We start from the raw sequence: 20231 nt of genomic DNA, 5'->3' as shown, positions 1-20231 counted from the left end.
ATACTATGGAAAACATAAGCACAACCGGATTTTCATTTGATTTACCAAAAGGAAATTCCTCGATAATTAAAGTAATAGGTGTCGGCGGCGGCGGAAACAACGCGCTGAAACACATGTACGAACGCGGCATTCACGGCGTTGATTTCGTAATTTGCAATACCGATTCTCAAACTTTAGATAATAATCCAGTTGCCAATAAAGTGCAGTTGGGAATGACTATTACAGAAGGTCTGGGTGCAGGCGCCGACCCTGAAGTGGGTGAAAAAGCAGCTATCGAAAGCATTGAAGAAATTAAAGCGGCAATGGGCCAAAATACAAAGATGGTCTTTATTACCGCAGGAATGGGTGGTGGAACCGGAACCGGAGCAGCGCCAGTCATTGCGAAAGTAGCTAAAGATATGGGCATTCTAACCGTTGGGATTGTTACCGTTCCTTTTAGTTTTGAAGGTAAAAGAAGATTGGAACAAGCCGAACTTGGTTTAGATAAATTAAGAAATAATGTTGATTCTCTAATTGTCATTAATAATGATAAATTACGTCAGCAATTTGGAAACCTTGGGTTTAAATCTGGTTTTTCCAAAGCGGATGAAGTGTTGACCAACGCCGCTAAAGGAATGGCAGAAGTTATTACCGGTTATTTCGATGTGAATATTGACTTCCGTGATGCAAAATCTGTGTTGGCGAATTCCGGAACAGCATTGATGTCTAATGGCGTAGCTTCAGGTGAAAATAAAGCAGAAGAAGCGGTGAAAAAAGCACTCGATTCTCCACTATTAAATGACAATAAAATTACGGGTGCTAAAAATGTTTTGCTCTTAATCAGAAGTGGTACAGAAGAGGTAACCATGGATGAAATTGGTGTAATCATGGACCATATTCAGGAAGAAGCAGGAAATACAGCAGACATTATTTTTGGGGTGGGTACCGATGAAGAATTGGGCGATTCTGTAAGCGTTTTGGTTATTGCGACAGGTTTTGCTAAAGATCATAAAAAACATTCAGGCATTACTGAAAAAGTAAAATTTACACTTTCTGATTCCAGAGATTCTTCCACGAAAAAAGAGACCGCTTTTCAGGCAGATAATGAAATCGCCGATGTAAGAAAAGACCATGTAGATTCTGGTAATCTTTTCATTCTTGATGACGAGGATGATTATCCATCGTCAGATTTTAAAGTCAATACCGCCGAAAAAAAAATGGTTATTGAAAGAGAATCACCGACGGAAATGAACCGATTTTCAGAATTTAAAGACGAAACCAATACCTTTCCAAATGAGGTAAAAAATGAATTTGATCTCTTTACCTACACTGAAGAGCACAATGATGAGCCTATTTCTCAATCTTTCAGTTTCGAAACGGAAGATAAAAAACCGGAAGTTTCCACTCCAATTCATCATTTCACTCCAAAAGTAACGGAAGATTTCAGCTTTGTAGTAAATGAGCCCATTAAAGAACCAAAAGCTGAAATAATCGCGCAGCCGAAAGCAGTTGTTAAAGAAGAAATCGTGAAACAAACTGTAATTCCCGTAGAACCGGAAACTCCTCAAGCAAATATGTTCGAGGTAGAAAATGATTTCACTTTTATTACAAAAACAACGTCCAGCGACAAAGTTCAGGAAAGAAGAAATAAATTAAAAGAATTTAATTCCCGTTACCAGAATATGGAAGTTGAAAATGATTTCGAAACAATACCTGCATTCCGTAGAAAAAATATTTCTATCGGACATGAAAATGCCTCAGATCAGAAAATCAACAATTTTTTAGAAGAAAATGACGGTAAAATGCAAGTTCGTGAAAACCGTTTTTTAAATAAAGACGTAGATTAATAATAATGTGTTGCTTGATGATGGACTAATTATTAACCCATCATCAAATCAATTAATCATCAAATCATCATTATGAGTTTAGAAATTATCATCAGCGACGCGATTAAAGACGCAATGCGCGCAAAAGATAAGGTGGCCTTAGATGCTTTACGAGCTGTAAAATCACAGATTTTATTGCTGAAAACCGAAGCAAAAGGTGCTGAAGTATCGGAAGAGCAGGAAACTGCGATTTTACAACGAATGATCAAGCAGCGAAAAGATTCTTATGATCAGTTTGCCGCTCAGAATAGAAATGACCTTGCCGAAGTTGAGGAAGCACAGTCAAAAGTTATCGAGAAATTTTTACCTCAACAATTATCCAGCGACGAGTTGGAAACCGCGATGAAAAATATCATCGCAGAAACTGGCGCCACGAGCGCAAAAGATTTAGGAAAAGTTATGGGCCTGGCGAGTAAATCTCTCGCCGGAAAAAGTGATGGAAAAAGTATTTCCGACATGGCTAAAAAATTACTCTCCTAAATAGTAGTACGGATATTCAACCTTTGCATATCGATTTGATTGAGACCCGGAGCATTTGATGTTCCGGGTTTTTTATTTTCTTACATTTGAAGAAATTTTTCAATGCAGGTTTACCACTATTTTACAACCATCATCATCCTTGCCGCAGCTTTCGGCTATTTTAACAAGAGATTTCTAAAGCTGCCCCGAACGATCGGCGTGATGATTATTGCCCTGCTTACTTCCCTCGGAATTGTTTTGGCAGCTTCCTATTTTCCGAATTTATTCGTGCAGACGAAAGAGATGATCTTATCGATCGATTTCTATACGGTTTTAATGGAAGTGATGCTCAGTTTCCTGCTTTTTGCAGGATCAATACACATTAAACTGAACGATATTAAGTCTGAAAGAGCGCCTATTATCGCGTTTTCGACCATCGGCGTGCTTATTTCTACAGTAATTGTGGGCGGTTTAATGTATTGGTTACTACAAGCTTTTGATCTCAATATTCCTTTTATCAACTGTCTTCTCTTCGGTGCGTTAATCTCTCCTACAGATCCGATTGCGGTTCTGGGAATTTTGAAATCTGCAAATATTCCGAAATCTTTAGAAACAAAAATTTCAGGCGAAAGTTTATTTAATGATGGCGTTGCCGTGGTACTTTTCGTAGCGATTTACGAAATTTCGCAGGTTGGATTTGCCAATATGGGACTTTCTGAAATTGGTCTTTTATTTTTAAAGGAAGCCGGCGGCGGCATTTTACTGGGAACCGCTTTAGGAAGTTTAGGAACTTACGTTCTGAAAACCATCGATGATTATTCAGTAGAAGTAATGGTGACATTAGCAATGGTAATGGGCGGTTACTGGATGGCATCTGCGATTCATATCAGTGGACCATTAGCCATGGTTGTAGCTGGAATATTTATCGGGAACCGCGGTCGGGAAGTTGGAATGAGCAGCATAACGGAAGAATATATCGATAAATTCTGGGAGATGCTGGATGAAATTCTGAATGCTGTTTTATTCTTATTAATTGGTTTGGAACTCTTGGTGATCAATTTTGAAAATATTTATATCCTAATTGGAATCATCGCTATTTTTGTCGTTCTTTTCGCCCGTTTTATTTCGGTCGGAATTCCATTTTTCCTCTTAAAGAAACGCGTAAAATTTGAACAGAACTCTTTTCCCATTTTAGTTTGGGGTGGAATTCGGGGAGGAATTTCCGTGGCACTTGCCTTAGCCTTACCACGGCACAGTTCGGGCGACATGTTCGTTGCAATCACCTACATTATCGTTCTCTTTTCTATTATTTTTCAAGGTTTAACCATTGGCAGCCTTGCAAAAAAACTGACAGTAAATTCAGACAAAAAGTCTCAATAGATAATTGGTATTGTTTTGATAGCTTTTGAAAGAGGAAAAATTAATTAAAAAGGATTAATTTTACACCTAATATTCTAACTTATAAATTATAAAGATATGTATCCAGATGATTTAGTAATGCCCATGAAGGACGAACTAACAGATAAAGGTTTCCAGGATTTAACTACCCCTGAACAAGTGACTGACGCTCTTAAACAAGAAGGCACTACCCTTTTGATGATCAATTCAGTATGTGGTTGTGCAGCAGGAGCAGCAAGACCAGGAGCTGTATTTTCTCTCACAGGAGATAAAAAACCAGACCATTTAGTAACTGTATTTGCAGGTTATGATAAAGAGGCCGTAGATGAAGCACGTAAACACTTAGCCCCTTTCCCACCAAGTTCACCATGTATCGCTCTTTTCAAAGATGGCGAATTGGTTCATATGTTGGAAAGACACCATATTGAAGGAAATCCTGCCGGCGCTATTGCGGCAAATCTTCAAGGTGCATTTGCCGAATACTGCTAAAACTATTTCTTTAGTTGAAATAAAAATTCCGTTCTTTTTAGAGCGGAATTTTTTTGTTGGCCAGTAGCGTAACCTCCTTTACGCAAAAAATATTATATTTGTAAATATGGCAACGAAAGCACTTTTTAATACGGTAGTCAATTGGTTTATCCGCCAGCGTATTGATCAGATCCAAAATTTTGTGGATCATCCAATTGAAACTCAACAAGGTGTGCTCTTCTCCCAACTTTATCACGCCGAAAATACAGAATACGGCAAAATTCATGGTTTCAGTTCGATCTCAAGCTATGAAGATTTCCGCCGAAATATTCCTATTGTCACCTATGAGGATTTTGAACCGTATATTGAAAAGGCACGTCAGGGACAACGTGATATTTTCTGGCCGGGTGTGGTCAAAAATTTTGCAAAATCGTCTGGCACCACAAACGCTAAAAGTAAATTCATTCCTATTACGGATGAAAGCCTGGAACTTTGTCACATGAAAGCGGGCAAAGATTTAATTTCTATCTACGCGAACAATCATCCTGAAAATCAATTATTTACCAATAAAAACTTACGTCTGGGCGGCAGCGCTGATTTCTATGAAAGCTTCAATACAAAATTTGGGGACCTTTCGGCAATACTGATCGACAACCTGCCGTTCTGGGTTGAAATTACTACGACTCCGAGCAAGAAAGTTTCCCTCATGTCAGAGTGGGAAAGTAAATTAAAAGCGATTGTCTCTGAAGTCAAGAATGAAGAAGTTGGCAGTTTAACCGGCGTCCCAAGTTGGATGTTGGTGCTATTACAAAGGATTTTGTCAGAAACGGGTGATAAAACCATATCTGATTTATGGCCCAATCTGGAAGTGTTTTTTCACGGTGGAATCAGCTTTAAACCATACCGCGATCAATACCGCCAAATCATTGGTAAAGACATCAATTATTACGAGATTTATAATGCATCGGAAGGTTTTTTTGCAATTCAAGATCAATATGGTAGCGAAGAAATGCTATTGATGCTCGATTATGGGATTTTCTATGAATTCATTCCCATGGAAACCTTTAATGAAAAAAACCTCAACGCAATTCCCTTAGAAGAAGTTGAAATTGGTAAAAATTACGCGATGGTGATCACAACCAATAGCGGATTGTGGAGATATTTAATCGGTGACACTGTACGATTTACATCACTTCAGCCTTTTAGAATTAAAGTTTCCGGGCGTACAAAACATTACATCAATGCTTTTGGTGAAGAGTTAATGATTGATAATGTAGAAACAGCACTTACCAAGGCCTGCGAGGCTACAAATGCGTGCATCTTGGATTTTACAGGCGCGCCCGTTTTTATGCAGAATGGCGAGAGTGGCGCACATGAATGGGTTTTTGAATTTCATCGTCACCCCGAAAATATGGAACGCTTTAGTGAAATCTTTGATAATCATTTAAAATCGGTAAATTCAGATTACGAGGCGAAACGATATAACGATATGACCTTAAAAAAACCGATTATTCATGTGGCCAAACCAAAATTGTTCTACGATTGGATGTCGCAGCGTGGCAAATTGGGTGGACAAAATAAAGTTCCCCGTTTAAGCAATGACCGCGAATATATTGAACCACTTCTTCAGATGAATGAGTCCTAATCACTCAGGTTTATTACCGTTTTCTTCAGATTTTACCGATTTCTGCTCTTCTGTGGCAGATTTCTTTTTGGCTTCAATCGCTTTCTTTTCGTCTTTAGCTTTTTCCAGTTTTTCCTTTTCTTCTTTTGCTTTTTTCAGAAGTTTTAAATCATCTGTTTTTAGTTTTTCTTCTTTTAACGAATCCTGAAATCTCCGAGTAGACATTCTGATTCTCCGCGCAATATCAACCGTAGTGGCGCCTGCTGAAAATGAATCGACAGCGATCGTATCGTAAGGTGGAACTGCAGTATTTTCAGCAACAATTGCATTTTTTTCCGTCGTATTCTTCGTACAGGATACAAACATCAAAATAATTATTAAATAAGAAATTTTAGGCATTTTAGTTAACTTTAAATGTAGCAATAACGGGAAAATGATCAGAAAGCTTTACGCTGCGGTCGACGCGATAACTTACAGGCTCAATTTCTTTTGAGCTAAAAAGATAATCAATTCTAATCGGGAACTTATAATCATGAAAACTGGTTGCGCTGCCTCTCCCCACTTTCACGAACGCATCTGTTAAACCGTGACCTATTTGGTAATATTCGTAGGAATTGGGAACCGCATTAAAATCACCCGCTAAAAGTACGGGATAAGGTGAATCTTCAACAGCCTGTCGAATATCTTTCACTTCATCTTGATGTGTTTTGAAAGTGGGAACTAAACGTTTTAAAACATATTTTAACTTTGTCTTATTCATTTCTAAATCTTCGCTGGGTTTTACCTTTTTTTTGTCAAACGCAAAAGGGGTAAGATATAAATTAATCACTCGAATAATTCGCCCATTAACTTCAATATCTGCAAAAAAAGAGTTTCCATTTCCTATGGTCGCAATTTTTTTGGTATTAATGATTTTGAGTTTGGAGTTTAATGCGACTATTTGATAATCGTCAACTTTATATTGGTATCCCGGAATATTAAATTCTTTCCCGTATTCCTGAACGAAGACGACGTCTGCATTTTGACCGCCCAAATATTCATAGACATTTTTTCGTCCCCAATCGCCAGATTTTATGTTTAATGAAACCACTTTAAGATTGGCTGATTCTGTACTTTTACTGTGCCAGTTGATCCATCTGCCTGTGGGTACGATGAGGAGTAAAGAAACTGCGATAAAGAATAATGCTCTTTTTTTTCCTCTGATGATCCACCAAAAACACAAGATTACATTCAAAATCATCAATACCGGAAATGCCAGCGACAACAGGTTGAAATAAGGAAAACTCTGAGGTCGGACCACCGCATTGAGTGAAGTCGCCAAGAGCAAAATCAAAATAGTGGCGTGACCTAAGGTAAAAAAAGATCGGAATAATTTCACAGGAGTCCTTTCTTAATTAACTCTAAAATGGTTGTTCTTCCAATTCTTTGCCAGAAAGTATCCTACCAATGCACCGCCGATGTGGGCAAAATGGGCAATTCCACCCATCGATCCACTGAATCCTAAATAGAGTGAAATTAAAATAATTCCAGGCAATAGATATTTGGCTTTAATCCCAAATGGAATAAACATGAAGTAGAGTTTTGAATCTGGAAACATAGTTGAAAATGCCGCAACAACACCGAAAATCGCACCGGAAGCGCCCATCATCGGAATTGAATAAATTTCCATTGGATTTGCGCCTTGTGTAATTTCAAAATAATTCCAGCCGCAATTGAGAAGGTAAGCACCAATTCCACTCGCGAAATAGAGAATAATATATTTTCGGTCTCCTAAAACCTGCTCTAAAACCGGTCCGAAACTTAATAAGGTCAACATGTTAAAAAGAATATGCGTCAAGCCAATTCCCTGTCCCAATGGTGCATGCATAAACATGTGGGTAATTATCTGCCAAACTTTAAAATAAGGTGATGCAAAATAATACACCGAAAACATTTCATAAAGTTTAGGAAAAGCAATGAAATTAGAGGCCAAATAAAATATAACATTCAGCATGATAATATTTCTCGTAATCGGCGTAAGTTTTGGAAACATAAGTTAAAATTTATTTTTAAGTTCATCCAGGGGAAGGTGCGTAAAACACCTCTTACCCGAGGGTAAAAATTCTGGGAAACCAAGTTCGGTGAAATCTTTGATCACTTGCTCGGCATCTGTTTTATATAGAAAATCAAAGCGCGACTTGCTCTGTATTTTATTCCACTGACTGTTGTAAAAATCCATGAATTCATCTTCTGTGCGATACTCTAGGATTTCAAAAAGATTTTCCAGAAATTTCATTACCTGCGTTTCCTTTAAACCTTCGGGAACCGCATCAATTCTTAGAACATTATCATTGGCTAGAATCATTTCGAATCCCAATTCTGGCAGAAACTTTTTAATGGACCGAAATTTATTTTTTTCGGTTTCATTCATATGATATTCCAGAGAAAAAAGCAGCGTATGCTTTTCTGTATTGCGTTTCTTTTTCGCATTTCTTTCGCCTATGATGAGACGGTGCATTCTGCCGAGATCAAGCATCAGCGTTTTCCCATTTTTATTGAAAAGCCAGTATCCATTAGGCAAACGCATTAAATCCTCATCGAAATCCTCCTCATCAAAAAGATTAATTTTCGAGGGTTCTGCCGGTGTATTCTGCTGATACAGATCAGTCATCGCAATCTTTTCGCCTGGGGAAACCTGCTCTTCCAAAAACGGATTATAATTTCGATCAACAGTGATTTCCGGTGTTTTAAATACCATATTTCTCTTAGAAGACTGCGCAATAAAAGCTTCAACACCTTCGCCACGGTCAAAATCTAAGCTGGGTGAAATATTATATATTCCCAAAGATCTTTTAATAGTTGATCGAACCAAGGCAAAAATTAAATTTTCATCTTCGAATTTAACTTCTGTCTTCTGCGGATGAATATTAACATCTACTTTCTCCACATCCAACGTTAGGAAAAGAAAGAAAGTGGGAATATAACCCGGTAAAAGTAAACCGTCAAAAGCTTCCTGAACTGCTTTATTAAAGTAAGCACTTCTGAAAAATCGTCCATTAACAAAGAAAAATTGTTCGCCTCGTGTTTTTTTCGCACCTTCGGGTTTAGCTACAAAACCATTCAACTGAACCCAACCCAAATCTTCCTTTATCGGTATGAGCAGTGGTTGTAGTTTACGTCCGAAAACATCAACAATCCGCTGCAAAAGGCTTGATTTCCGAAGCCTGAAAATAATATCATCATTATGGAAAAGTTCAAAGTCGAGATTATCGTGTGCGAGGGCAATACGCTGGAATTCATCAATAATATGACGGAATTCAATATTGTTATTTTTAAGGAATTTTCGGCGTGCCGGAACATTATAAAAAAGATTCTTCACCGAAAAATTAGAACCTTCTGCAGTTTGAATAGGTTCCTGAAACTGAAATCCACCGCCTTCTATATAAATATTAGTGCCGGTTACCGCATCGTGTGTTTTTGTACGAAGTTCAACCTGAGCCACGGCAGCGATTGAAGCTAATGCTTCGCCCCGAAAGCCCTTTGTAGAGATGCGGAAAATATCTTCGGTCGTGCTTATTTTAGAGGTTGCATGGCGCTCAAATGCTAAACGTGCATCTGTTTCGCTCATGCCACTTCCGTTATCTACGACCTGAATTAAATTTTTTCCAGAATCGCGAACGATGAGTTCAATTTTAGATGCTCCAGCATCAATGGAATTTTCGATAAGTTCTTTTACAATCGACGCAGGCCGCTGCACCACTTCGCCCGCAGCAATTTGGTTGGCAACATGATCTGGTAAAAGTTTTATAATGTCAGACATTTAAATATTATAATCAAATAAAGGTTTTTTTCAGCAATTATCGGTACTTCACCGTATCAATTTTTCGGGAAACTTTTTTCAAAATCTTCTCGGAAATTTTGCGTTGATTTGCAAGATGTTTAAGTTCGAAATTCCGTTTCTTACGAATTACTAAAAAATGGTAATCTTCTACTTCCCAAATTCCATACTTTTCAAATAACACCAGTTCCAAATCATTTTTTTCGATAATTATTAGCAAAGGTAATAAATGGATTTCCTGATCGATGACCTGTAAAGTTTCTGGATTATTTTCGCGCGTGTATCGAATATACTCAGGATTAGGAATATTGATTGTTATTAAGGTTTTTTCGGTACAGATTCCCGCAATATTGTTAAAGAGATGATCATGCTGGTCCAGAGGAATATGCTCAATAACATCCATTAAAGTAATAAAATCGAAATTCGAAAATTTGGGTTTCTGCGTTACAATATCAGCTACCTCAAACAAGATAGTTTTTTGACTTTTAAATTTTGATTTAGCAATTGAAATGCTTTTTTCACTTAAATCTACAGCTTCAATATTACCAGAATTAACTTTCTGGGCTAAAAGATGAGTAAAGTTTCCTACACCGCAGCCCAATTCTAAAACTGTAGAAGTAGATTTTAAACCCATCTTCAAAAGCCTTTTATAAAGGGAAATCAAACGTTCATTCGCCCCAGTTTTCACTTGCTTGGCTGAAAAATCGTCATAAAAATCGGCGATATCCTCATTATTCATGCCGCAAAATTAGTGAAATTATCGATGGACTGAAATAAAAAAACTTCCCGCGAATTTGCGGAAAGTCTTTGTTTAAAAATATATTTCAATTACTTATTTAATGTTTTAAAGCCCATTTCATAAAGCGCAAAACTTAAAATATCAGCATTTTCTCCAATAACTTGTTCCGTACTTCTACCCGCACCATGACCCGCATTAGTTTCTATGCGAACCAAAACCGGATTATTACAAGACTGTTTTTCCTGAAGCTCAGCCCCAAATTTAAAAGAGTGCGCTGGTACAACTCGATCATCATGATCGCTCGTGATAATCATGGTTGATGGATAACAAACTCCTTTTTTCACCTGATGAATTGGTGAGTACGATTTCAGGTATTCGAACATTTCTTTGCTGTCTTCAGCAGTGCCGTAATCGTAGCTCCATCCTGCACCGGCGGTAAATTTATTATAACGCAACATATCGAGAACGCCTACACCTGGGAAAGCTACTTTCGCTAAATCCGGTCGCATCGTCATGGTCGCTCCTACTAAAAGTCCACCATTTGAACGGCCAGAAAGTGCCATATATTCTTTGGAAGTATATCCTTTATTTTGAAGGTATTCGCCTGCTGCAATAAAATCATCAAATACATTTTTCTTTTGCATTTTTGTTCCCGCGTCATGCCATTTTTTCCCATACTCGCCACCGCCACGGATATTTGGAACGGCATAGATTCCGCCGTTTTCCATCCAAATCGCGTTCACTACAGAGAAACCTGGTTGCAAACTGATGTTAAATCCACCGTAAGAATAAAGGATCGTAGGATTTTTACCATCCATCTTAATCCCTTTCTTATAATTAATCATCATCGGAATTCTGGTTCCATCTTTTGACGTATAAAAAACCTGTTCAGAAACATAATTTTCTGGGTTGAATTTTACGTTTGGTTTTTGATAAATCTCAGATTTCCCGGAGTCAACATTAAATTTATAAGTTGTTCCCGGCGTAATATAGTTGCTGAAGGAATAGTATAAATCTTTTTCTTGTTCTTTGCCGCCGAAACCACTTGCTGTTCCAATTCCCGGAAGATCAATTGTACGGATAAGCTTGCCGTCATAATCAAACTGCTTTACAGAAGTCACGGCATCTTTCATATATTTTGCAAATAAATATCCGCCACCTGTAGAAACACTTAGTACATTTTCCGTCTCAGGAATAACATCGGTCCAAACAGTTGGTGTGTTGATATTAAATTTAACCAACCGCATATTAGGCGCATTTTTATCGGTCAGCGCATAGATAAAATCTCCCTTAGAATCTACAATATTCGTATTGACATCGTAGCCATTTTGAATGGGAATTAAATCGGTTTTATTCTTTAAGTCTTTAATATACAATTCGTTGCCATTTGTAGCTTCTGAGGCGCTAAGGATCTGAAAACGTTCATCATCAGAAATGCCCATTCCCATATATCTTCTTTTGAACTGATCGCCGCCTATGACGAGTTGGTCGGCACTTTGTTTCGTTCCTAATTTGTGAAAATAGACTTTATGCGTATCTGTTTTTGCAGAAAGTTCACTGCCCGTGGGCTTATCGTAGCTCGAATAGAAAAACCCATCATCTCCCAACCACGACGCTCCGGAAAATTTTACATCGTTGATGGATTCATCGATTTTATTTTTGGTCAACGCATCTAGAATAATTATTTTATTCCAGTCACTTCCGCCTTCCGAGATGGAATATGCAACGAGATTGCCTTTTTTGTTAAAAGAAACTCCTGCTAAAGATGTAGTTCCTTTTTCAGAAAACTTATTGGGATCTAAGAAAACTTCTGTTTTGCCCCAATGGTCGGTGCGGTATAAAACAGACTGCGCTTGAAGACCATCGTTTTTATAGAAATAAGTATAATCACCTTCCTTAAACGGCGCTCCAATTTTTTCGTAATTCCAGATGTTTTTTAACTGTGCCCGAATTTCTTCACGGAAAGGAATTTTCGCCAAATAGTCATTGGTAAAAGCCACTTCACGTTGCACCCAATCTTTGGTATCTTCCGCGCGGTCATCTTCAAGCCAGCGATACGGATCTGAAACCACAGTTCCGAAATAAGTATCGGCGTGTGCTACCTTTTTGGTTTCAGGATAATTTAGATTGCTAATCATTTTTTGTGGTGTACATGCTGCAGCCAAAAATCCGGCCGCGCCTAGAGCAAAAGTTTTTAAATTCATACTTTCAGGATTTCTTCAAAAATACCATTTTTAAATGAATTGTAAGGTTCAGAAAAAACGATATTGCCTTATTAAAACTTATGATTGTAGAGTTTGTAAGGGGTATACATATTAAATTTAACATATTTTAAGTGTGGGCATATTGAGGAAAGGAATACATTTTGCATCCCACACCATTGAGAAATTTTAAAAATATGAAAAAAGAAGTAAACATAATATTGGCTGGTAGTCTTGGTATAATCTTAGGAATTGGCTTATTTGGATTGCGAAAATTCTTGAAAAAGAAAAGTCAGGATTACGACGATTACTATGCAGATTTTCACCGTCATTTTGTGAAGCAAGCGAAAGATGACGGCAATGACGGAATCGAATTTCTTGCCGTTCAGTAAAATAACACAATCTGCTTTCTTAGAAAGCAGATTTTTTTATGCGTCTTGCTAATATTAAAAGTTTACTTTAATCATTAAAGCCATCTATGCTTTATTTCTAAGCTTTTTCGGATAATAAATGACAATAGTTTCACTCATTCCACCATTAAATAAAGTTTTTAGTTATTTTTAACAAAATTTTCTAAAATGGTTTTAAGCAGAATCTGGAGTGCATTTATTATTGTCGCAATTATCGTAGCCAGCATTAAGTATGTTTTTTCTGACCATTACAAAGCCATATATAACGATATGGTGGTTGGTAAAAGCGGTGATACGGTACGAATTGCCACACAAAATATCGGTGATTTAAATCCCGACATTCAAAATGCATTGATCTTAAAACCTACTTTCGATCAAAACAGGATTCATTACAAAACAGATTCTGCAAAATCTCAAGTCGCAGTTTACCGCGTTCAGCAAACAGACGGTGTGATTGGAACCTCTGAAACTGCAGTAAAAATCTGTCTGGGTTTAATTGGAATTATGACCCTTTTTATGGGTTTTATGAGCATTGCCGAAAAAGCCGGCGGTATCAATCTACTCTCGCGAATGATTCAACCTTTTTTCTCCAAATTATTTCCGGAAATTCCAAAAAATCATCCTTCGTTCGGACATATGTTGCTGAATTTTTCCGCTAATTTACTCGGTTTGGATAATGCTGCTACGCCTTTTGGTTTAAAGGCCATGGAAAGCTTACAAACATTAAATCCTGATAAGGAACGTGCCAGTAATTCACAAATTATGTTTCTATGCTTGCACGCCGGCGGGCTGACTCTTATTCCTGTTTCTATTATCGCGATCAGGGCTTCAATGGGCTCCGTAACTCCCACAGATATTTTCCTTCCCTGCATGATTGCCACGTTTGCGGCAACTCTGGCGGCCATGATCTTTGTTTCCCTTTATCAAAAAATAAATTTACTTCAACCCGTTGTTATTGCTTATGTTGGAGGTATTTCTGCCATCATCGCTCTGCTCGTTGTCTATTTGGTGAATTTAAGCAAAGAAGGTCTGGATAATTTCAGCATGCTCTTGAGCAATGGAATTATTCTCCTAATTTTCTTCGCCATTGTGATGGGAGCACTTTATAAAAAGATTAATGTGTTCGATGCATTTATCGACGGCGCAAAAGAAGGATTTTGGACGTGTGTGAAAATTATTCCATATTTGGTCGGAATGCTTATTGCAATCTCCCTGCTTCGTACTTCAGGCGTTTTTGATGTTTTAATTGATGGTATGAAATGGGTGGCACAAGTCGTAGGTTTTGATACCCGATTTGTAGATGGCTTGCCAACCGCCTTGATCAAACCACTTTCTGGGTCCGGCGCACGAGGAATGATGGTTGATACGATGCAGACTTTCGGTGCAGACAGTTTTCAAGGGAGACTTGCAGCGGTTTTACAGGGGAGTTCAGACACTACTTTTTACGTCATCGCAATCTATTTTGGAGCGGTTGGCATTAAAAATACCCGCTATACCGTAACCGCAATGTTAATGGCAGACTTGGTGGGAATTATTACGTCGGTAATTTTGGCCTATATCTTTTTTGCCTAAAATAATAGCTCTTAAAAAATAAATAAAAATGATCCACGATAAAGACTACATCATCAGAATTGTAAAGCAGTTTTCGGAATTTCTATCTAAAATGATTTTAGGTGGCAAAAATGAAGGCGATTTAGTAGAACTTCAAAGAGTATTTGATACGAATATGAATGATACTTTCAAAATGGATTTCGAAACTTTGTCGACGAAATCTACTGATGAAATTGTTCAGTTAATTACCGAAAAAGATAAAAGCCATCATATTCCCTACTTTGAGTTGCTGGGACATCTTTTTTACTTTAAAAACAAACAAAATCCAAATCCTGATTTTGCTGAAAAAGCCAATGTTTTTTACGAACATTATTTACAGACGAGCGGTATTTTCTCTTTGCCGATTGTGAGTAGGATAGGCGAGTTGAAAAAAGATTAATATTTGATGGGCGAATTAAATTTATTATTAGCTGAAAAAAAAGAAACTCTTCAAAAACTGCAAAAAAAGCTAACGATTTTAGGCTGGGTCCGAGTTGCCGTCTTCCTCTCTATTACTTACTTTTTATTGAAATATTTCGTTTTTGAAAGCGGGTTGAAAATCCATTTATATTTGGCGATTTTCTTCATTGTTCTCTTTTTTATTCTAGGATATTTCCTTGTCGATGTAAAGGAGAAATTACAGTTTTATAAGAATTATCTTCATATTGGAAATGAAATCATTCACAAAACAGAATTCAAAACGGGGCTAGATTTTGAGGAAGACATTGATCAACATCCGTTCGCAAAAGATCTGGATATTCTGGGCAAAAATTCGCTTTTCAGTTATCTAAATTACGGTGAAACGACTTTAGGCAAAAGCAAACTCAAAGATCTCCTTCTAGATTTAAGTACTGAAAAAACGGAAATAATTTTACGTCAAAAATCGGTAACAGAATTGTCCAAGAAAATCGCGTGGAACATCTATTTTTTGACTTTGGGGAAGTCGATGGAAATTAAAGGAAAAATTTTACATCCAACCGAAATAAATTCAGTTTTTAATAAGGCTGCTCTAGGAAAGATTGCCACAGTGGTCGTTCCTATTTTAAGTATTGTTACTTTACTTTTAGCGATATTCAGCTCGATATCAGCAACTTTCATTTGGGTGCTATTCCTATGTATTTTAATCATTTCGAGGATAGTTCTTTATATTTATCGAAGAAAATTTCAGGAATTAGAAAAAAAACTTTCCTTTAATTCGAACCAATATGAGCAGTTTCTGAATGTTTTTTCCCATATAGAAAATGAAAGTTTCAAGGAAGAGTTAAATCAGTCGCTTCAAAATAAACTCAAATCCGGAAAGAGCAAATCTTCGCGAAAAGAAATCGAAAAATTGGCTCGTTTGCTCAGAAATTACGAAAGCGGACAAGGAAATATTGGCGTAATTCTCAATAATTTTTTCTTGTGGAATCTTAATTTTGCACTTAAAATTGAAAAGCAATTTCACCATATTAATGACGATTTACCGCAGTGGTTTGAAGCTTTTGCAGAATTTGAAGCCATAATTTCGCTGGGGATTTTTAAGTTCAAAAACCCAACTTACATTTTTCCCCAAATCAATGAAGAAGGAGTCAAACTTCAAACTGAAGAACTTATACATCCTTTGTTGTTTCAAAAGGAAGTAGTTACTAATAATTTCACCATCGGTCAGAAAACTGAAATTTCAATTATTACCGGTGCAAATATGACGGGTAAAAGCACCTTTCTGCGAGCCGTAGGAACAAATTTGGTTTTAGCAATGGCAGGTTGTCCTGTTGCGGCAAAAAAATTCAGTTTTATTCCGATGAAGCTTTTTACTTCTATGCGAACGAGCGATTCTCTAAGTGACGGAACTTCTTATTTTAATGCTGAGATCCTTCGTCTTCGGAATTTAATTGAAAATTTGGGTGAAGGCGAACCTCAATTTATTATTTTAGATGAAATTTTAAAAGGAACCAATTCGCAGGATAAACTTACCGGTTCTGAATTATTTTTAGAAAAATTAATGAAAAGCAACGTCAACTTCTCTTGTCTCATTGCAACTCATGATTTGGATTTAACAAAAATTGAAAATAAATTTCCTTTAAAAATAAAAAATTACTGCTTCGAACTTCAAAATATCGAGGGCGAACTAGAGACTGATTACAAACTTCAAAATGGAGTAACAAAAAGTATGAATGCCATTTATCTGATGAGGAAATTTGGGATCATCGACCTTTAGCAGGAAGATAATTTAGCAATATTTTGAACAATCTTAATTGAATAAAAAATTGATGTAATTTGCAAAAACTATTTTATGAAACAAGAGAACAGAAAGACCTCGAGAGAGCGAACCGATATTTTTTATAATTCGAGTAATAAAAATCTAAAATGGAACTCAAGAAAAATTGCTTTTACGGTTATTGCAATTTTAGTCGTGCTCTTTTTGCTTTATCAATTTGGATATTTCGTGGGAGAAACGGCTTATAAAGATGGCTTATAATGCCATTTGTTCAAAATACGATACGAAGTAAACAGATCCATCAAGAATTCACTTGTAACAATTCGCCAAAACTCTCGTCTTATTCATTAAAATAATCCATGAGAAAATCTGCCTTTTTTATCCTGACTTTTATGTCTGCCATTCTCTTTTCTCAAAAAAAATGGACGCTTCAGGAATGTGTGAATTATGCCGTTGAAAATAATTTGCAGGTTATTGAAACACAATTCAATCAAAAAATTCAGGATTATAATCTTTCGATCGCGAAACGCCAATATCTTCCTTCAGTATCCGGGAATGTTAATAATACTGCGAGTTTTGGTCAAGGTCGTGATACCTTCGGCCGTACCGGCAGTAACGATAATTTCAGCAACAGTGCGAATGTAGGTGCAGATATGTTGCTCTTTAATCACGGTAAAATCGAAAAAAATATTCGACTAAATCAATTTAAAGTAGAGGCTTTTCAATATGATGTTGAAAGGGTGAAAAATGATATTTCGCTCCAGATTGCACAGCAGTACTTATCTGTTTTACTCAATCGCGAAGTGACCACCATTTCAAAAAGTGCTTTAGAAAATGCGGAGAAACTGTATCAACGAGCTAAGATTACAACACAAGTGGGTACAACGGCTCAAACGATCTTAGCGGAAGCGGAATCGGCTTTAGCACGGGAAAAACTTAATGTTAAAACTGCAGAAATTAATACCGATCGAAGTTTATTTTCTTTAGCAATGCTTCTGCAACTTCCAGATTATAAGAATTTCGACATCCAAAATGTTAGTGTTCAGGACGATATCGAAGCTCCTTTATATACGGCAGCTCAAATCCTGGATAAAGCGTTTGAAAATCAACCCCAAATAAAAGCCGCAGAAAGTCGCATAAAATCCGCGGAAGCGCAGACAGAAATAACGGAAACAGCTTTCTGGCCCACGATTTCAGCAAATGCTGGATTAGGAACTTCTTATTTTTATCTTTTTAATGCGGGAACAGATCTTACAGGAAGTAAAATTAACCAAAGCGGATTTTTTAAACAATACAAAGATAACTTCGGGCAACAAGTTGGTGTGTCTGCCAGCATTCCTATTTTTAATAAAGGAATTACACGGTTAAATGTAGAACAGTCTAAAATTAGCGAAGAGATTGCAAAAAACGCTTTACTTCTTCAGAAACAGGAAGTTTTACAAAACGTACAGAAAGCGCAGTTCGATGCGGAAAGTAATTATGAATCCTTCGTTGCTTCCCGCGAAGCTGAAAAAAGTGCAAAATTGGCGCTTGACTTTACTGAAAAAAGTTATAATGCGGGTCGTGCCACGATTTATGACCTTAACAGCGCCCGAAATAATTACGCGAATGCGCAGGGAAGCGTTGCCCAAGCAAAGTATAATTATCTTTTCAGTTTGAAATTATTAAATTTCTACGCGGGAATTCCTTTAACTTTATAGGAGTTAAATCTCAAATTTATTTCTTTCTAAATGTCAATAACGCTGTTAGATAAATATTTACCGGAGCACAGTTTAATTTATTTAAAAAAGTGGTTCGCAGATTATACCATTCACATTAAAGTCACGCGCGGCAGAAATTCAAAATTAGGCGACTATCGAAAAATGCCCGATCGATCTCATCAAATTACCATCAATTCTACTTTACAGCCACCACTTTTCTTTTTTGTACTCACTCATGAATTGGCGCATCTTATCGCTTTTGAGAAATTTAACAATCGCATTTCGGCGCACGGTGCGGAATGGAAACAGACTTTCAGTTTGATGTTATTAGAAAGCATCGATATTTATACAGATGATTTAAAACCCATCATTCGGAGGTTCGCAAAGGCTCCTAAAGCCAATTTTATGTCGAGTCCAGAACTCGTCCGCTACTTTCATATCGAAAATTACGAAGACGAAAGCTCTTATATTGAAGACCTTACGGTAAATGACCGTTTTACCTACCGCAAACAGACTTATATCATTGAAGAGAAGCGGAAAAAAAACTATCTTTGTTTGAATACCGAGAACGGAAAAAAATACATCTTTAAACCCTTAGCTCGGGTAGAAAAAATTAGTTAAATATGTCAGAATCAAATAATTACTGCGTTATAATGGCAGGAGGCGTCGGGAGTAGATTTTGGCCGATGAGCACCCAGAAATATCCAAAGCAATTTCAGGATATTTTGGGAACCGGTAGTACGATGATCCAGCAAACTTATGACAGAATCAGCAAGATTGTAGCGCCGGAAAATATTTATGTAATTACCAGCAAAGAATATATCACCTTAACCGAGCAACAGTTGCCCGATTTAAATCCTGCAAATATCGTTGGGGAACCGATGATGAAAAATACGGCAGCCTGCAATATGTATATGGCCCGAAAAATTGCCGATAAAAATCCGCAGGCCAATATTATTGTACTTCCCGCGGATCACCTAATATTAAACGAAACTGTTTTTCTTCAGAAAATTGAACTGGCTTTAAACCTTGCAGCGACCAAAGATTATCTCATTACCTTAGGCATCAAACCAACTCGACCAGAGACGGGCTACGGCTATATTCAGTTTGTAGAAAATCAGGAATGGGATTATTTTAAAGTTAAAACTTTCACTGAAAAACCCGATTTAGAAATAGCCCGTACTTTTCTGGAAAGTGGCGATTTCTTGTGGAATGCCGGCATTTTTGTCTGGAATGTTCAAACGATTTTAGCAGCTTTCGATGAATACCTCAGCGAAATGTCCCAACATTTCGAAAGCTGCGAATATAACACTGCGGAAGAAGAAAGATGCATCGACGTTATTTACCCAAAGGTGGCCAAAATATCCATCGACAATGGTATTCTGGAAAAAGCCAAAAATGTATTTGTAATTCCCGCAGATATTGGGTGGAGCGATCTTGGTACCTGGACATCCATTTATGAAAATGCCGCCAAGGATAACAACAAAAATGCCTTAAAGTCCCGCCATATCTTGACTTATAACTCAAAAGGAAACATCATCAACCTTAAGAATAAAAATAAAGCTGCCGTTATTGATGGTCTTAAAAACTACATTATAATTGATACCGACAAAGCATTGCTGATTTGTCCACGCGAAAACGACCAACTGATCAAAGAGTACGTTCAGGATTTGAAAAACCTGAAAAAGGGTGATAAATTTCTGTAAAATTAAAACAGGGAGCGCGCAAACTCCGCTTCTTTTATAAATCATACCCGCTGTCCG

Annotated in this window: 19 protein-coding genes; 13 read left to right on the top strand and 6 right to left on the bottom strand. The window is 37.2% G+C overall.

Annotated features, from left to right (window positions below; translation table 11 throughout):
- Window positions 1-5: 5 nt before the first annotated feature.
- The 5 genes from ftsZ to LC814_RS09145 all read left to right on the top strand — a co-directional run bounded on the left by ftsZ (window position 6) and on the right by LC814_RS09145 (window position 5835).
- Complete coding sequence (gene ftsZ / locus LC814_RS09165) at window positions 6-1826, top strand: cell division protein FtsZ (protein WP_226063633.1); 1821 nt, start codon at window positions 6-8, stop codon at window positions 1824-1826.
- Between the two features lie 72 nt (window positions 1827-1898).
- Entirely contained in the window at window positions 1899-2345 is a 447-nt protein-coding gene (locus LC814_RS09160) for a GatB/YqeY domain-containing protein (RefSeq protein ID WP_226063632.1), read from the top strand.
- 102 nt (window positions 2346-2447) lie between these two features.
- Entirely contained in the window at window positions 2448-3704 is a 1257-nt protein-coding gene (locus tag LC814_RS09155; protein ID WP_226063631.1) for a cation:proton antiporter, read from the top strand.
- A gap of 96 nt (window positions 3705-3800) precedes the next feature.
- Window positions 3801-4211, top strand: a complete 411-nt coding sequence (locus tag LC814_RS09150; RefSeq protein WP_226063630.1) for a BrxA/BrxB family bacilliredoxin — start codon at window positions 3801-3803, stop codon at window positions 4209-4211.
- 106 nt (window positions 4212-4317) lie between these two features.
- Window positions 4318-5835 (top strand): GH3 auxin-responsive promoter family protein, encoded by a 1518-nt coding sequence (locus LC814_RS09145; RefSeq protein WP_226063629.1) that lies wholly within the window; start codon window positions 4318-4320, stop codon window positions 5833-5835.
- Here the strand turns inward: LC814_RS09145 and LC814_RS09140 are convergent, their stop codons facing one another.
- The 6 genes from LC814_RS09140 to LC814_RS09115 form a co-directional block, all read right to left on the bottom strand.
- Window positions 5836-6213, bottom strand: a complete 378-nt coding sequence (locus tag LC814_RS09140) for a hypothetical protein (protein ID WP_226063628.1) — start codon at window positions 6211-6213, stop codon at window positions 5836-5838.
- 1 nt (window position 6214) lies between these two features.
- A complete protein-coding gene (locus LC814_RS09135) occupies window positions 6215-7192 on the bottom strand; it encodes an endonuclease/exonuclease/phosphatase family protein (protein WP_226063627.1) in 978 nt (325 codons plus the stop codon).
- A 12-nt stretch (window positions 7193-7204) separates the two neighbouring features.
- Window positions 7205-7846 carry a rhomboid family intramembrane serine protease gene (locus LC814_RS09130; RefSeq protein ID WP_226063626.1) on the bottom strand — a complete coding sequence of 214 codons (642 nt, stop codon included), beginning with the start codon at window positions 7844-7846 and terminating at the stop codon, window positions 7205-7207.
- A 3-nt stretch (window positions 7847-7849) separates the two neighbouring features.
- Complete coding sequence (mutL, locus tag LC814_RS09125) at window positions 7850-9613, bottom strand: DNA mismatch repair endonuclease MutL (protein WP_226063625.1); 1764 nt, start codon at window positions 9611-9613, stop codon at window positions 7850-7852.
- Window positions 9614-9650: 37 nt separating this feature from the next.
- On the bottom strand, window positions 9651-10370 hold the full coding sequence (locus LC814_RS09120) for a class I SAM-dependent methyltransferase (protein WP_226063624.1): 720 nt from the start codon (window positions 10368-10370) through the stop codon (window positions 9651-9653).
- Window positions 10371-10459: 89 nt separating this feature from the next.
- Window positions 10460-12574: a prolyl oligopeptidase family serine peptidase gene (locus LC814_RS09115; protein ID WP_375373393.1), complete on the bottom strand. Its 2115-nt coding sequence runs from the start codon at window positions 12572-12574 to the stop codon at window positions 10460-10462.
- Between the two features lie 194 nt (window positions 12575-12768).
- Here LC814_RS09115 and LC814_RS09110 point away from each other — a divergent pair, with 194 nt between their 5' ends.
- The 8 genes from LC814_RS09110 (at window position 12769) to LC814_RS09075 (ending at window position 20174) form a co-directional block, all read left to right on the top strand.
- Window positions 12769-12963, top strand: coding sequence for a hypothetical protein (locus tag LC814_RS09110; protein WP_226063623.1), 195 nt, complete (start codon window positions 12769-12771; stop codon window positions 12961-12963).
- Window positions 12964-13149: 186 nt separating this feature from the next.
- A complete protein-coding gene (locus LC814_RS09105) occupies window positions 13150-14553 on the top strand; it encodes a spore maturation protein (protein ID WP_226063622.1) in 1404 nt (467 codons plus the stop codon).
- 28 nt (window positions 14554-14581) lie between these two features.
- Entirely contained in the window at window positions 14582-14971 is a 390-nt protein-coding gene (locus tag LC814_RS09100; RefSeq protein WP_226063621.1) for a hypothetical protein, read from the top strand.
- A gap of 6 nt (window positions 14972-14977) precedes the next feature.
- A complete protein-coding gene (locus LC814_RS09095; protein WP_226063620.1) occupies window positions 14978-16768 on the top strand; it encodes a MutS-related protein in 1791 nt (596 codons plus the stop codon).
- A gap of 75 nt (window positions 16769-16843) precedes the next feature.
- Window positions 16844-17029 (top strand): hypothetical protein, encoded by a 186-nt coding sequence (locus LC814_RS09090; RefSeq protein ID WP_226063619.1) that lies wholly within the window; start codon window positions 16844-16846, stop codon window positions 17027-17029.
- A 98-nt stretch (window positions 17030-17127) separates the two neighbouring features.
- Complete coding sequence (locus LC814_RS09085) at window positions 17128-18468, top strand: TolC family protein (protein ID WP_226063618.1); 1341 nt, start codon at window positions 17128-17130, stop codon at window positions 18466-18468.
- 30 nt (window positions 18469-18498) lie between these two features.
- Window positions 18499-19089, top strand: a complete 591-nt coding sequence (locus LC814_RS09080; protein WP_226063617.1) for a SprT family zinc-dependent metalloprotease — start codon at window positions 18499-18501, stop codon at window positions 19087-19089.
- Window positions 19090-19091: 2 nt separating this feature from the next.
- Window positions 19092-20174 carry a mannose-1-phosphate guanylyltransferase gene (locus LC814_RS09075; RefSeq protein WP_226063616.1) on the top strand — a complete coding sequence of 361 codons (1083 nt, stop codon included), beginning with the start codon at window positions 19092-19094 and terminating at the stop codon, window positions 20172-20174.
- The last annotated feature ends 57 nt before the right edge of the window (window positions 20175-20231 follow it).

Origin of the sequence: Kaistella polysaccharea, from assembly GCF_020410745.1 — a bacterium.
In the GTDB taxonomy this organism is placed as follows: Bacteria; Bacteroidota; Bacteroidia; order Flavobacteriales; family Weeksellaceae; genus Kaistella; species Kaistella polysaccharea.
Note: the sequence above shows the minus strand (reverse complement) of the source record. Positions and strands in the feature narration are given on the sequence as shown.

Excerpts from the sequence above, each read along its gene's own strand:
- LC814_RS09090 (WP_226063619.1), top strand. The coding sequence starts at position 16,844 with ATGAAACAAGAGAACAGAAAGACCTCGAGAGAGCGAACCGATATTTTT.
- LC814_RS09110 (WP_226063623.1), top strand. The coding sequence starts at position 12,769 with ATGAAAAAAGAAGTAAACATAATATTGGCTGGTAGTCTTGGTATAATC.
- LC814_RS09145 (WP_226063629.1), top strand. The coding sequence starts at position 4,318 with ATGGCAACGAAAGCACTTTTTAATACGGTAGTCAATTGGTTTATCCGC.
- LC814_RS09085 (WP_226063618.1), top strand. The coding sequence starts at position 17,128 with ATGAGAAAATCTGCCTTTTTTATCCTGACTTTTATGTCTGCCATTCTC.
- LC814_RS09160 (WP_226063632.1), top strand. The coding sequence starts at position 1,899 with ATGAGTTTAGAAATTATCATCAGCGACGCGATTAAAGACGCAATGCGC.
- LC814_RS09075 (WP_226063616.1), top strand. The coding sequence starts at position 19,092 with ATGTCAGAATCAAATAATTACTGCGTTATAATGGCAGGAGGCGTCGGG.
- mutL (WP_226063625.1), bottom strand. The coding sequence starts at position 9,613 with ATGTCTGACATTATAAAACTTTTACCAGATCATGTTGCCAACCAAATT.
- LC814_RS09095 (WP_226063620.1), top strand. The coding sequence starts at position 14,978 with ATGGGCGAATTAAATTTATTATTAGCTGAAAAAAAAGAAACTCTTCAA.
- LC814_RS09140 (WP_226063628.1), bottom strand. The coding sequence starts at position 6,213 with ATGCCTAAAATTTCTTATTTAATAATTATTTTGATGTTTGTATCCTGT.
- LC814_RS09155 (WP_226063631.1), top strand. The coding sequence starts at position 2,448 with ATGCAGGTTTACCACTATTTTACAACCATCATCATCCTTGCCGCAGCT.
- LC814_RS09080 (WP_226063617.1), top strand. The coding sequence starts at position 18,499 with ATGTCAATAACGCTGTTAGATAAATATTTACCGGAGCACAGTTTAATT.
- LC814_RS09130 (WP_226063626.1), bottom strand. The coding sequence starts at position 7,846 with ATGTTTCCAAAACTTACGCCGATTACGAGAAATATTATCATGCTGAAT.
- LC814_RS09100 (WP_226063621.1), top strand. The coding sequence starts at position 14,582 with ATGATCCACGATAAAGACTACATCATCAGAATTGTAAAGCAGTTTTCG.
- LC814_RS09120 (WP_226063624.1), bottom strand. The coding sequence starts at position 10,370 with ATGAATAATGAGGATATCGCCGATTTTTATGACGATTTTTCAGCCAAG.
- LC814_RS09115 (WP_375373393.1), bottom strand. The coding sequence starts at position 12,574 with ATGAATTTAAAAACTTTTGCTCTAGGCGCGGCCGGATTTTTGGCTGCA.
- ftsZ (WP_226063633.1), top strand. The coding sequence starts at position 6 with ATGGAAAACATAAGCACAACCGGATTTTCATTTGATTTACCAAAAGGA.
- LC814_RS09150 (WP_226063630.1), top strand. The coding sequence starts at position 3,801 with ATGTATCCAGATGATTTAGTAATGCCCATGAAGGACGAACTAACAGAT.
- LC814_RS09105 (WP_226063622.1), top strand. The coding sequence starts at position 13,150 with ATGGTTTTAAGCAGAATCTGGAGTGCATTTATTATTGTCGCAATTATC.